Source organism: Microcoleus sp. AR_TQ3_B6, from assembly GCF_036702785.1.
Lineage (GTDB): Bacteria > Cyanobacteriota > Cyanobacteriia > Cyanobacteriales > Microcoleaceae > Microcoleus.
Genome location: NZ_JAUBVJ010000093.1, coordinates 17,572 through 31,291, shown reverse-complemented (window position 1 = coordinate 31,291; position 13,720 = coordinate 17,572). Strand labels below are relative to the sequence as shown.

Sequence of the window (13,720 nt, the reverse complement as noted above, 5' to 3'; positions counted from 1 at the left end):
TTCATTCCATCATTCCTCTTTCACGATCGTCGCTCTATTTTACTATTTTTCTCCGCCCTTTACAAAAAAGCACTACCGCATCGACCTATCCCGACAGGGTTTGTGGTCAAACAAGTGCGAATCTTGAGGAAAGCCGATAAATGGTACGCATCTATTTCGCTGCAATGTGATGTCAACGTTCCTGACCCAACACCCTACGGTCATCCCATTGGAGTTGATATTGGGTTGGAGAAATTTTTGGCAACAAGTGACGGTGTTCTTGTAAAACCGCCAAAGTTCTTTAAACGTCTGCAAGGTAGGCCCAAAGTGCTGCAACGCAGACTGAAGAGAAAAAGTAAGCGGTCTAAAAACTACGAAAAACAACGCCTTAAAGTTGCCCGGCTTCACCATCAAATTGACAACACGAGGAAAGACTTCCACTTCAAGCAAGCCCATGCCCTTTGCGATCTTGGTGATATGGTTTTCATGGAAGACTTGGATTACCGCATCAGTGCCAAAGGGATGTTTGGGAAGCATATGCTTGACGCTGCTTTTGGACAATTCAGAACCATCGTTAAGTATGTGTGCTGGAAGCGTGGGAAATTCTTTGCCGAAGTAGATGCTAGGGGGACCTCTCAAGAATGTCCTGAGTGTGGCGGGTTCGTCAAAAAAGACCTGAGTGTTAGAGTTCATAGCTGTCCTCACTGTGGATACACAACGAATAGAGATGTGGCAGCAGGTCAGAATATCAGAAACCGAGGGATATGCCTCCTTAGTACCGTTGGACAGACGGGAATCGAAAGCGCCTGTGCAGCCGATCTACCGGGGACTGAGGCAACTCAGTCTAGGCAAGTGGCGAAATCTCGCAAGAGAGCAACCAGGAAACCCAGGAAGTGATTCTTGGGAAGCCTACACCATAATCTTTGATTTGGTGCAGGAGGATGTCACTAGTCGATCGGCAGCTTGGTCATCGACTGCGCCATCTTTTCGATCGACCTCAAAATGTATTCAAATTTTTAGTGTCCAGCCCAATGTGCCATCCGGTCGCGCCGCGCTACTAATTGACTCGCTTAGCGATCTCGGTGCAAAATACGCATTTTAAGGAGCAAATCATGCAGCCAGAACAGCGTCAGCGAGCAATTGGGGCGTTTGAAGAGTTTTTGAGGGCGCCGCTTGAGGAACGATTGCAACAGCAGCAGAGTCGAGTTGCCGAATCCGGGGCGATCGCGCTTTTTCACAAAGTCGCTGCCACAGTACCAGCTTACCAGACTTTCCTAGCTGGACTCAACATCAATCCCGCCTCTATTCAAACCTTTGAAGACTTCCAAAAATTGCCCCTAATTACCAAAGAGAATTATTTACGCTGTCACCCGCTACCTCAGTTGTGCTACCAGGGCAAACTAGAAACTTGCGATTTCATTGCTGTTTCATCGGGTTCGACAGGAAACCCGACATTTTGGCCGCGTTTTATCAGCGACGAATTGCAAATTGCAGCTCGTTTTGAACAAATATTTCACGACAGTTTTTACGCCGATACTCGTCGGACTTTAGCTGTCATTTGCTTTGCGTTGGGAACTTGGGTAGGCGGAATGTACTCGGCAAATTGCTGCCGCTATCTAGCGAGTAAGGGTTATCCCGTTACAGTTGTGACGCCTGGGAATAATAAGACTGAAATATTTCGAGTTGTGCAGGAACTTGGGGAGCATTTCGAGCAAGTAGTTTTGTTGGGATATCCGCCGTTTATCAAGGATGTGATAGATAGCGGAATTGCTGGGGGTGTGGAGTGGCAAAAATATCGAATTAAGATGGTGTTTGCGGGGGAAGTGTTTAGCGAAGAATGGCGGAGTTTGGTGAGCGATCGCACTAATTCTGACAATCTATATTACAACTCTGCGAGCCTTTACGGTACTGCCGATGCCGGCATTTTGGGCAACGAGACACCGCTGAGCATTTGCATCCGCCGTTTTTTAGCAAACAATCCGGAAGCTTCCCGCAATCTCTTCGGGGAATCGCGGTTGCCAACGCTGATGCAGTACGATCCGAAAAGTCGCTTTTTTGAAGTGAATAATGACGGCACGCTGTTATTTTCTGGCGACAACGGCATCCCGCTAATACGCTATCACATCTCGGATAACGGCGGTTTAATTTGTTACGAAGGAATGCTCAATTTTTTGGCTGAATGGGGATTTAACCCTGTGGCACATTTGCAGCAAGCAGCAGCTATGAAAGTTTCTGAGTTCCCCAGAGGAATTCGCTGCTTGCCCTTTGTCTATGTATTTGGGCGATCGCACTTTACCGTTTCCTACTTCGGTGCTAACATTTACCCGGAAAATGTCACCGTAGGTTTAGAAGTTCCCACCATTCGGGAATGGGTGACGGGAAAATTTGTACTGCAAGTCAAGGAAGATACGGATCAAAATCGGTTTTTATCCGTGGTTGTGGAATTAGCAGCGGGGGTGGAGGGCGACGAGGAGATGAAGCAGGCGATCGCATCTTCAATTCTCGCGCAATTGCGGCGGCTAAACAGCGAATTTGCTAATTACGTGCCGCCCGAATATCAGTTACCTGTGGTGACATTAACGGAGACGGGCGATGCGGAGTATTTTCCGATTGGGGTGAAGCACCGATACACGCGGCAATAAGTAGTTTGAATTGATGAGCTATCAGTTTTCACAACTATTGTGTTATTCTATAATCAGGGTGACATTTGATGGTTCAGCTTAAAATATGCCACCCCAAGACATCTACCACAATACTGTCAGAACACTATCAAATCTAGCATCGGAATTATTCATATCTCTCTTCTCTTAATCTGCGTGAATCTGCGTCAATCCCTTGTCATCTGCGGTTAACAAATTCTCTTTTTTTTACCGCAGATGATGGCAGATAAACACAGATTAACGCAGATGAATGAGAGCAATTTCGGTGGCACTATTGGTGATTGTTTACTGGTGAATGGCTTTTACTATTCCGATGCTACCGCAATTGGTCTAATTAGTTTTTAACTATTAGCATTTGCCGCTTTATTTGCCGTCAGCTTCTCTGAGAGCCGCCAGAATTTCCGGTCGTTTCATGCGCGCGTAGCCCCGAATTTTTCGGTCTTTGCCGATCGCCTTCAATCGCCTCAGGGAAAGAGTGTCGTAGTCTTCCTTTGGGGGCGGAAACGGCAACTCTAACTGCAACTGCGGTAGCTGAGGTTTTTGCTGTGCCTTCGACTGCTTCTTAGGCTGTGTTTTTGACTGGGTTTTCGGTTGTGCCTCTGGCTGTATTTCTGGCTGCGCCGCCGCGGCTCCCAGTTGGCGGCGGAGCGTTTCTATTTGATTTTTTAGGTCTTTCTCTACGTCTTCGATCGCCCCTGAAACAAACTGATTAATTGTTTGGATTGTGCGTTCTAATTTTATTGACAGCAGTTTTTCTAGTTGATCCAGTTGGAGCAACGCACCTGCAAGATTAACCTCAGATATAACAGCAGATATCGGCGGATTATCGCTGCCCGATTGTGCAATTTTTTTAGCCATTTTATCTACCTTTTCATGAAATGTTTTTTCAACTTGTTCGAGCAAACGCTTAATCTGTTCTATTGGATCGCGCTCTAACTGCTGGTCAGTTAGAGCTTTTACTTGCTTTTTTAGCAGCTCTTCATTTTTTTTAACAGATTTTTCTATTTCTTTTGTTAAACTTTCTACCTTTTTTTGAAATGAGAGCTCAAATTTTTGCAGTAGAGTCTCAATTTGTGCAGTTTTCTGAGTCGGTTGCGGAGCTAAATGGAACATTTCTGCTTGAGCAACAGCTACCTCCTCGTCGGTCATTTCAAATACCCAAGCCCACATTTGCTCGATGCCGAGTTCTTTAGCAAGAATACACCAATCTGAGCCGCAGACAACTTCATATTCTTCTTCATTGCTGTAAGCTTCAGTGGGGCGCACAATTAAAGGAATCAAGTTGCTGCCTTGCTCGATTAAACTTCTCCTGATGGCTTCGCGGCGTTCGCGGGGAATCTCCCCCCTCTGAGGCTCTGGTACTGCTATTTGGGAAGTGTAAATCTGACTGTGACTAATTGGCTTAATCCGCAAATATTCAACTATTCGGTTTTGATCGGACGATCGATCCATCTTGTTACAAGTCCCCTTTTGTCATGAAAATCTGGTGTTTTGGTATTTATGTTGTATATTTGCACTTTACAGTCTGCGTTTTAAGTGCTGCCGGACTAACCCAACAACTCTAACTGTAAGGTGCGATACAAACACCTTACCCAGACTCTGGTAAGTTAAAGGGTTTCTTGACCTCAGTATTCCAAGTCTGCGATCGAACTCGGTTATCTGGGGAGATATCGCGTTGCTGCTGTAACTGTGCGGCTGGCTGTGCGGTGACAGCCCGGCAAAAGTTACTGCAATTCTTAAAAAAAGCGGCTGTGATGAGTTTAACTGCCTGCGGGACACCAACGATCCACTGCTTTACTCATCTTTACTTTTTTTGGCGTAGAGACTCACTGAGTCAAAGTTGCCAGTGGCGACAGGAATTGCGAGTTATGAATATTTGTGCCACTTATCAATTATTTTAATCATTGCTTTGTCAGTTAACCCTTCAATACGTTTCACCGCACTTGTAAATGAGACAAAGGGCTGCACATCTCGTTCTTTGATTATTCTGTCGATTATCTGAGACTTCAAGCCAGCATCTTTAAAATTCGCCAAGAATCCAGATTTATCTAGAGTATTTAGTGCTTCCAACGCCGACATTGATTCGGAAGTTACGTTTGCAACTTCTGGTATCCTCTCTACCATCACTGGTTTTTCGGGTGGCGACTCTGCTTTCAACTCATTAATTCTGTTTGTTAACCCAGATTCAACTAACAGAGGTACTTGTTGTAAGATTCGGTTTTCAAGTTCTTGTATACTCTGGGCTAAAACTTTTTGTTCGCGGGCGTACTCGGCTTTTAATTCATTAATTTGAGTGGCAAATTGGGCTTCAATATTTGTTAGTCGCTGTTCTAAACTCGATGACTCTTGGGGAGTTTCATTTTCACCGGAATTAGGGACTTCGACCAAAGAAACCGGGTTTTTTATTGAATATGCAGGCTGCGACGAAGTATTTTCGTACAAAAACCCGGTTTCTGGGTTCTCAACTAAATTCTCAGTGATTGCGGTTGTTCTGAGAATTTCAAGTTGTTCCAGGAGAATTTTTTCATTTTCTTCTTCCAGGATGAATGCTCCGATTGTCTCGCCTTTGAGAGGTTCTATTTCCTTTGCTCTCGCCGCCGCGTAGTATTCAAAGTCTCCGTCTACTATTTCGTAAGCATCCATACCGTTTCGGCGGACAATTATCGGATTAATCAATCCTCCTGACTCTAAAATCAGTCTTGCTAATTTCTCCAACTCAGCCTCGGCAAAATTGGAACGTGGCACTGCGGATGTAATTCTTTTCACTGCAACCAGTGACGGAAATAATTTTTTCATTAGTTTTTACCAATTTTTTCTAAAACTTCGATTGCTAGCATTTCAAATTCTTGGGAGGCGATGGAATCTGGTTTAAAGTCCAGCACTGAAATCGGATCGGCGATTTCCATATTTCCCACGATTTGAAATTGTTCTGCACACTTTGCTAAATCGTCTCTCTCGTAAATTACGCTGTCCATGATTTCAAGGCCGTAGCGTTTGGGAATTGTCTCCCTCCGCTTGGGCAAACTATACTGTACAAATTTAGCATTAGCTGAGATTTTGCAAGGGAGTACGCCTAAAATTGCGATCGGCTGTTTGCCGATTTGTTTTTTGAATCCATTAATTTTTTTGATAAAATCCTTGACATTAATCAGTCCTTGATTGGCAAAAGGTTTTAAGTCCGAAGGAATAATTAAATAATCTGCCGTAATCAGGGCAATTCTAGCGTAAAGATTCAAAGAGGGCGGCGTATCGAGCAGTACAATATCATATTTATCCTGTACTTCTGCTAGTTTCTGAATTAAAATCATTCGGCTGTAATCTAGTTGATTGAGTTCCGTTTCATATTGCATTAAATCAATGTGGGAAGGAATCACATCAATTTTGGGATGGCAAAAACTTGATTTGCGTGCTACTTCGCCTATCGAGTAACCATCTTCTGACTGCAAAACGTGAAGAATGTTGCAATCTTTCAAATCATCTTGTTCTTCATCCTCAAATTTTACTAAACCAGTCGCAAAGGTTGTATTAGCCTGACTGTCTAAGTCGATCGCCAAGACTCTGTTACCTTGCTTGCTCAGCGCGGCAGCTAAATTGACTACTGTTGTAGTTTTGCCAACGCCGCCTTTGTTATGGTAAACTGCAATAATTTTCATAGTATTTTGGCTTTTTTGGGGAACGGTTACATCGGATTTAACTTGAGGTTTAACGGGATTATTTTCAGGTATTTGTTCCGGTTCTGAGATTTGACTTTGCTTAGGTTCGGCGGTGGCCCAATTGCCTGGTTGTACTGGGACTTCGCTAATTAACTCAGGACTAACTAAATTAATTTTATTATCTTCCAGTTCGAGATTATCGGGAGTTTTTATAGGTTTTAAACTATTTCTGCCAATTAAAGCTATAATTTCCTCAATTCTAGTTTCCACGTCTTGTCCAGCACACTTAAAGACTAGCTTAACCTTATCGGCGCTTCTTGCATAAATTCTAATTTCTTTACCGTTAGTTATGAGGCCGTAGCGGATGCTCAAACTTGTTAAATAGCGATTGAGTTTTCGCAGGTGGCGGTCTAAATTTTCCTTCGGATGTTTAGCCTCCATAACTACACTCATCGGCGACTCTGCATCGACAACTATGGGGATAACTTGGGTGGCAAATGAGAGGAAGTCTAGACGAATATTCCCAAAGGCTATTTCTTGGTGCCAAGTGTCGGGCGTATAGCCTAATTTTGGTAGCAGATAGCTGACAATGAGTTTGCTTTCTACTTCGCTTTCATTGCGACAGTTATTGGGATTGAAAGTCATTCGATTTTAGATTTTAGATTTTAGATTTTAGATGGGGAATGACTGATTTAATAATGGTACGGATTGCGATCGGCTGCTACGCATATAAATTGAATGCATAGACGGGAAAGATGCCCGAATCCATAGACGGGCAAGATGCCCGTTCCACGCAGGATGCCCGTTCCACAAGAATTGTATAAAAATTGACGGTCAAATTAGATGCACAGCAGCTTATTGACAGTAGGGTACGCCTTCCTCTCCTTACAAAAGCTACGTATTCTAATATCGAAAAACCCGGTTTTGTTTTAAAAACCGGGTTTTTTGGGGATTTATCGCGCTTCCAAACTACTTTGTTTTAGCGTTAAATTCCTGCAATGTTTGATAGCCGCCAGCCGGATTGTATAGGTGACAGTTGTCGGCAATCCGCTTCATTAAAGACCAAGAAAATTTTGTTTCGTAGAGATGATCTTGCCAATTTTGCTTTAAGCTGCTGTGGGCGAGGCGCAAATTGTACCAGGGAATAGCAGTTGAAATGTGGTGGGGAACGTGGACGTTAATGTCGTGGCACAGAAACTCTACCCAGCGGGGATAATCGCAGTGAACTGTTCCCGATAGCTGCGCTTGGGCTTCGTTCCATTCTTCGGGTTCTTGAAATGAAATGTCTGGTGCTGTGTGGTGGACGATCGTAAAAGTGCTCATCCAGAAATGGTAAACCAGCCAGGGCACTAACCAAAATTTGACAAATCCCCAAATACCTGTGGTTGCAATTAAAATCGGGAATCCGATCGCAGCACCGATTAAAACCACAAAAACTGAAAACCGCACTTGTTCTTGTTTCTGTTGACCTTTGAAGCGCCACCACATAAAGTGTACTTTGGCCCAGTGGGCGATCGACCCGATCCACCACATCCGACCGAATATTAAACTATAAGCTATTTGTAAAGGCTTGGACGCGCCAGCGTAGCCTTCTGCTGTCATGGGCTGCCAAGCATTATCCTCGCCCATTTTGTTGGTGTGCTTGTGGTGGTAATTGTGTCCGTGCCGCCATGCGTGAAACGGAAAAATTAACGGCAGAAATGCGAGATGTCCGACTAAATCGTTCACCCAGCGGCGGTTAGCAAATGACCGGTGCCCGCAGTCGTGGCCGATCACAAAAAAACCGGTTAATCCGGTGCCTGTGAAAATCCACATCAGGGGCAGTAGATACCAAGGCGATACTGCTATGCCCCAGTAACCCACAGCAACTAACAAAACGTTGACGATTACTTTTGTCCAAGCTTTGCGGGGGTTTTTGACGAATACTTCCCGCGGCAGGGTTTTGAGAATATCTTTGAGGCGCAGGTTGGAAGGGTCACTTGCGGATGTCAAATTTAGTGGTTTTTCGATCGATGCTGTCATAAATAGATTTCGATTCTCCGTATGCCATGAGGATGGCTTAACAAATTAGCGCCATCAAAAAGCGCAATAAGATGTCAGCTCGTTGCCAGCTTGTGGCAGACGAGTTGAGCTGTAGGCAAACGCGTTTTAGCAAATGCTAGCTATCGCTATCCGCAGTTAGGAATTTCTAGCACTTTTGGCAAAAAATACTGCGGGTAGCAAAACCTTTGTTTTTATAACACAGGGGTAGCACAGTTGGCATTAGCGGCTGTTGTCTGCTAATTGCTGTTGCTACCAGAATTCGGGCCCTGAGCCGGCAAGCCAGCGATCGAGCGTTGCTGTTTGAGGCTTTGCACTTGCAGCAGCAAGGAGTCGATTTCCGCTTGCAGGTGCAGGAACTTAACTTGCTGATCGGCTTGGTACGGGCACTTCACCGAATCTACTTTGCAGGCAAAACTGGTCGATCGAACCGAAGAACTAGCCATTTCGGAATTGCTAGCCTCGGTTTGAGGTCTCGGAAGAGTGGATGAACTATTTGACATCAGTAATTGTGTAGACATTTCTACTTACTCACACCATTAAGATACTTTAACCTGAACCGATCGTATTAAACATCAAATTAACCGATCGAGCTAAAATTAGTGTAAATTCTTCGGCCATTGCCTAAAACCATTGACATCGTGACCCTGATTCTACCTGCTACTGACTCTGCTGTTAACTCCGCTGCCCGCGCAGCCTCGCCGAAACGCTACGGCTGGCCGGGCTTGATCGAAGCTTATCGCCCCTACCTGCCGGTGACGGAAACTACGCCGGTAGTCACTCTCCAAGAGGGCAATACTCCCCTGATTCCAGCACCTGCGATCGCCTCTCTCATCGGTCGAGACGTGCGCGTCCTCGTGAAATACGACGGACTCAACCCCACTGGTAGTTTCAAAGACCGGGGGATGACAATGGCGATTTCCAAGGCCAAGGAAGCTGGTGCCGAAGCTGTAATTTGCGCCAGTACCGGCAATACTTCGGCCTCTGCCGCCGCCTACGCCCGACGCGGGTCCATGCGAGCTTTCGTGTTGATTCCCGAAGGTTACGTGGCTTTGGGCAAGTTGGCGCAAGCTTTGCTTTACGGTGCGGAAGTAATTTCGATTGCCGGAAATTTCGATCGAGCTTTAGAAATTGTCCGCGAAATGGCTGTCAATTATCCGGTGACATTAGTCAACTCCGTCAATCCTTACCGCTTGGAAGGTCAGAAAACCGGAGCTTTTGAAGTGGTGGACGCTTTAGGCGACGCCCCCGACTGGCTGTGCATTCCCGTAGGAAATGCGGGAAACATCACAGCATACTGGATGGGTTTTTGTCAATACCACCAAGCTAGAAAATGTTCGCGCTTGCCGCAGATGATGGGATTTCAAGCAGCCGGGGCTGCGCCGTTGGTAACGGGCCAAGCAGTGGCGAACCCAGAAACCCTGGCGACGGCAATTCGGATCGGCAACCCCGCTAGCTGGAAACAGGCGATCTCTGCTTCCGAAGCCAGCCGCGGCAGTTTTGCTGCAGTCACCGACGCCGAAATTCTCGACGCTTACCGTTTGTTAGCATCCGAGGAAGGGATTTTCTGCGAACCTGCGAGTGCAGCTTCTGTGGCCGGCTTGCTGAAGGTAAAAGACCAAGTTCCGACAGGGGCGACAGTGGTTTGCGTCCTGACTGGTAACGGTTTGAAAGACCCGGATACGGCAATTAATCACAGCAACAATCTATTTAAAAGCGGCATTGCTCCGAGTTTGGATGCAGTAGCTGGGGCGATGGGATTTTAGAAGAAGGAAAAGGGAAGAAGACCTTTGGGCTTTGCGAGTAGGTAAAAAGAAGGAACAGGGAAGAAGTTATGCGCAATTCGATTCTCCTGTTCTCCCTTTTTTTCTTGAGTTATACGATCGGTTGTTGGGTGGAATTTGCCTGCATATTTCATGACTTTGGATGCGGTTAAGATTTTCCGTTGTCATCAATTTGCGATCGCCCTTGGGCAAGTTTTCCCACAGAGCCGCCAATAGTGCGAGGTTTCGGAACTTTACTTTTGCCCGCGGGCCATCCTTCGCGCTGCAGGGAGCGATCGCCATCGGTTTCTTCGGTTTGGTCGTGAAACAAAATTTGTCGCGTCGGATAAGGCAAATCGATGCCGTTTTCCACAAGCTTTTTTTTAACAGCACAAATTACCTTGTCGCGCGATCGCATATCGTCAATTCGGCGCGGCGGAGCAATCCACCACCGAACGCGGATCTTGACGGTACTTTCTGCTAGATCGAGCACCAGCACATCGGGTGCAGGATCTTTCAACACCTCATTTACGCTGTACAATGCTTCCAGCATTAACTGCTTGGCGCCATCAATATCGTCGCCGTAGCCAATACTAAAATCGTATTCCGTCCGGCGTTTATCGAAAGCGGTATTCACTGTCACCGAATTCGTAAACAATTCGGCATTTGGAATGACAATCCGGCGACCATCATAGGTTAGGATTGTTGTAGCGCGGGTCTCAATATTTTCTACGGTCCCCTCAAAGTTTTTAAACACAATCTGGTCATCGATTCGGAACGGTTCCGTCAACAGAATTAGGATACCGGCTAAGAAGTTTTGCAAGATATCGCGAAAGGCAAAACCAATCGCCACCCCGCTAATTCCCAGCAGTTGCACCAAATCCCCAGCTTTAAATGTGGGAATTACAATCGAAAGAGCAACAAACAGACCAACTAGAACGATCGTACCCTGCGCCAACCGTCCTAACACCAGCCCCAAATTTCGAGCTTGGTGGTGGTGGCGGGTAACTCGCCTGACCACTCTTTTTATTTCCCTGCCAAACCAGAAAAAGATTGCAAAGACAATTAACGCCAGCACAATATTAGGCAGCAGGATCGTAAAGCCGTCGATCATGCTCTGCATCTTCTTCCAGACTAGGGATATCTCTGCCTTCATGAAGTTTCCTCGCGCATCAGTCGTTGTCGATAGTAGTAGAATGTAGCTCGATTAAGTTCTATCTAAAGACTGTAGGTTGGTACGACGCGAGGAATATTTTTGGGCAGTTTTCAAAATATTGAATGCGGATTATAAGTTGGGATATAGTACAGTTACATCAATTAGTAGATTATCTGTATAGCAATCCTAAATGATTCAGATAAATTTGTAGGGGTAGTGCCTTTCTTTGCCTACCCCCTATCTATCGGGCAACCACGGGGGGATTGCCCCTACAATAATTATGCAAATGATGCGAGGATTGCTATAGATGGAGAATCATAAAAAAGCGGATGAATTAATGCCACCTAATTGCAGTAAAAGCAAAAACAACGCATCGGTGACTAAATCCCACCTGCCGATGGTAATCGCCATGCCGACAATTCCTGAATTTTTAATTCCTAATTCCCAAAGGGCGGTAGATCCAGTAACTGATGTTTAGAATGTGGAAGCTGGGCGGGAGTTTTGCCGGTTTGGGCGGAAGTTTGGCGGATTTCCAGAGCAGTTTCTCCCGGATTTTCCGTGCGAGTAGGTACTATCTCTAAAGCATATGATATCTCTGTCTTTGCAGGGGAAGAACTTTTTGCTTTCGTAAGTAAGTCAACGGCATCTCCGAGAGCGCTAGTTAAATTTTTGCTAGTCTCGGCGTGACGGGCTTGTTCTTGTTTGAGGGCTTGAGAAAGTTGTTTAACTTGTTCGATCGCCCGATCGCGCTCTTGGAGAACTTCTGCTAACTTAGCTTTAAGTTCGCCTACTGTTTGCAATTGTGCGACTTCCTCCTGGCGAGCAACTCCAGCATCATCCTCTTCGGGCACAATGGGGGAAAAACGTTGTAATTGCTCTATCTGCCGTTGCAGAGAAGCGATGCTTTGCTGAGTTAATTTGGCATCATTCCGCCGCTGCTCGGCTTCGGTATTGTAGAGTTGGCGCCACTGAGCAGCACTTTCACCGGCCTCATCTCGATCGCGCGAAACTTCTGTTAACTGCTGTTGCAGCCGCTTGATTTCATCTAACCACTGTCTGACATCCTGAGCCATATTGATTTTAGATTTTAGATTTTAGATTTTAGATTTTAGATTAACAATGGCGCATTGGTAATGCCTTAATTAATTAACGATCCTTATTTCCAGTTGCGCCCGCGTACTGCATCCATTTTCTATTTTCCCCTTCCCCGTCTCCTGTGCGCTATGAACATTTTTTACTGGTTGCGCTACCTGATTTTAGCTTTGTTTAAGGCGCTTTTGAGACTGCTGCGAGCCCTCAAAAGAAAATTTGGTGGTTTTTGGCTGTTTTGTCGGTGTTTGACTTGGGGCACGCTCAAGGAAGTCGGCGCCAAGGCGGGTGAGCAGCGCTTGCCGGGGCTGTCGGCAGAAATGGCCTACCATTGTATGCTGGCGCTGTTTCCGGGACTGTTGGCTATCTTATCTGCGATCGCTCTGTTTGAACCTTTGCAGTCAACACTGTATCAAATGGCCCGTCTTTTGGGCGAAGTCATACCCGATAACGTTCGGAATTTGATTGGTGGCTTAATCAAAGAAATTTTGTTAACTCGCAGTAAAGGGCTGTTTTCGGTGAGCTTTTTTGCCTCGCTTTGGGTATTTTCTGGAGTAATGAGCGCGGCGATGGCTGCACTCGATCGCATCCATCAAATCCCGAGCGATCGAATTCGACCATTTTGGAAAGCCAAACTTATTTCTCTGGCGCTGAGTATCGGCACAATTATACTATTGATTCTGGCATCAGGAGTAGTATTTGTCAGCGACTTAATTGTACAAGCTATTGCACGCCAGAGTTGCCTGCTGGAGTCCGTCGCCAATTGCGATTTAAAAGATGCCCAAAATTGCTTGCTGTTCGCCGGCAATTGTCCTTTGGAATCGCAACTGTTAGGTGTTTGGTGGCTGTGGCGGTGGCCGATCTCTTTGGGAATTGTATCACTTGCCTTTGCCTTTGTTTACCGCTACGGACCGAGCCGCCGCCAAACAGATATTCCTATTTTGTCGGGAGCTGTTTTTGCAGCTATTTTGTGGGCCTTCTTTTCAGCTTTATTTCGGTTTTATGTTTTGCATATCGGCAATTTTAGTTGGGCTTACGGCACGATCGGAACTTTTATTGTGTTGCTGCTGTGGCTCGATCTTTCTTCTTTGGTGATGCTGATCGGCGCTCAGTTAAATGTGACCGTGGGAAAGGCAATCAAACGATATAAAATAAGGGGTAATGGGTAATTTAGAATTGGAAGTACGCTCGCGGATCCGAAGTATTGGGAATTGGAGTCAATCGATTTGAGATTTGAGATTTTAGATTTGAGATTGACCCCACGGATAAATGCTCTTTCTTGAGGATTTTAGATTTGAGATTTTGGATTGATTCCACGGATAAATCACGTGGCGGGTACCATCAAGAAATGCTTGGTCAGAGCAGACCGATTTTTATTTC

At 45.6% G+C, this 13,720-nt stretch carries 11 protein-coding genes and 1 pseudogene; 5 read left to right on the top strand and 7 right to left on the bottom strand.

The features are described 5' to 3' along the window. Positions 1–102: 102 nt before the first annotated feature. The 3 genes and pseudogenes from QUB56_RS30370 to QUB56_RS30360 all read left to right on the top strand — a co-directional run. Positions 103–678: pseudogene (locus tag QUB56_RS30370) on the top strand (RNA-guided endonuclease InsQ/TnpB family protein); the annotation flags it as partial. 7 nt (positions 679–685) lie between these two features. After that, a complete protein-coding gene (locus QUB56_RS30365; RefSeq protein WP_332960071.1) occupies positions 686–1,081 on the top strand; it encodes a hypothetical protein in 396 nt (131 codons plus the stop codon). Positions 1,082–1,091: 10 nt separating this feature from the next. Beyond that, entirely contained in the window at positions 1,092–2,621 is a 1,530-nt protein-coding gene (locus QUB56_RS30360) for a phenylacetate--CoA ligase family protein (RefSeq protein WP_332960069.1), read from the top strand. A gap of 381 nt (positions 2,622–3,002) precedes the next feature. On the opposite strand, the gene QUB56_RS30355 is transcribed toward QUB56_RS30360, so the two are convergent. From QUB56_RS30355 to QUB56_RS30335, 5 genes are all read right to left on the bottom strand, one after another. Then, positions 3,003–4,091 carry a Rho termination factor (modular protein) gene (locus QUB56_RS30355; protein WP_332960068.1) on the bottom strand — a complete coding sequence of 363 codons (1,089 nt, stop codon included), beginning with the start codon at positions 4,089–4,091 and terminating at the stop codon, positions 3,003–3,005. Between the two features lie 414 nt (positions 4,092–4,505). Next, positions 4,506–5,435 (bottom strand): ParB N-terminal domain-containing protein, encoded by a 930-nt coding sequence (locus tag QUB56_RS30350; protein WP_332960067.1) that lies wholly within the window; start codon positions 5,433–5,435, stop codon positions 4,506–4,508. After that, complete coding sequence (locus tag QUB56_RS30345; RefSeq protein WP_332960066.1) at positions 5,435–6,937, bottom strand: AAA family ATPase; 1,503 nt, start codon at positions 6,935–6,937, stop codon at positions 5,435–5,437. Before QUB56_RS30345 ends, QUB56_RS30350 begins: the two co-directional genes overlap by 1 nt. Positions 6,938–7,261: 324 nt before the next feature. Beyond that, positions 7,262–8,314 carry a fatty acid desaturase gene (locus QUB56_RS30340; RefSeq protein ID WP_332960065.1) on the bottom strand — a complete coding sequence of 351 codons (1,053 nt, stop codon included), beginning with the start codon at positions 8,312–8,314 and terminating at the stop codon, positions 7,262–7,264. 257 nt (positions 8,315–8,571) lie between these two features. After that, a complete protein-coding gene (locus QUB56_RS30335) occupies positions 8,572–8,853 on the bottom strand; it encodes a hypothetical protein (RefSeq protein ID WP_332960064.1) in 282 nt (93 codons plus the stop codon). Positions 8,854–8,973: 120 nt separating this feature from the next. Here QUB56_RS30335 and thrC point away from each other — a divergent pair, with 120 nt between their 5' ends. Continuing rightward, positions 8,974–10,098 (top strand): threonine synthase, encoded by a 1,125-nt coding sequence (gene thrC / locus QUB56_RS30330; protein WP_332960063.1) that lies wholly within the window; start codon positions 8,974–8,976, stop codon positions 10,096–10,098. A 166-nt stretch (positions 10,099–10,264) separates the two neighbouring features. Here the strand turns inward: thrC and QUB56_RS30325 are convergent, their stop codons facing one another. Together QUB56_RS30325 and QUB56_RS30320 are read right to left on the bottom strand one after the other, a co-directional pair. After that, on the bottom strand, positions 10,265–11,251 hold the full coding sequence (locus QUB56_RS30325; RefSeq protein ID WP_332960062.1) for a mechanosensitive ion channel family protein: 987 nt from the start codon (positions 11,249–11,251) through the stop codon (positions 10,265–10,267). Between the two features lie 437 nt (positions 11,252–11,688). After that, positions 11,689–12,324: a hypothetical protein gene (locus QUB56_RS30320; RefSeq protein WP_332960061.1), complete on the bottom strand. Its 636-nt coding sequence runs from the start codon at positions 12,322–12,324 to the stop codon at positions 11,689–11,691. A gap of 150 nt (positions 12,325–12,474) precedes the next feature. Here QUB56_RS30320 and QUB56_RS30315 point away from each other — a divergent pair, with 150 nt between their 5' ends. After that, positions 12,475–13,509: a YihY/virulence factor BrkB family protein gene (locus QUB56_RS30315; RefSeq protein ID WP_332960060.1), complete on the top strand. Its 1,035-nt coding sequence runs from the start codon at positions 12,475–12,477 to the stop codon at positions 13,507–13,509. Positions 13,510–13,720 lie beyond the last annotated feature (211 nt).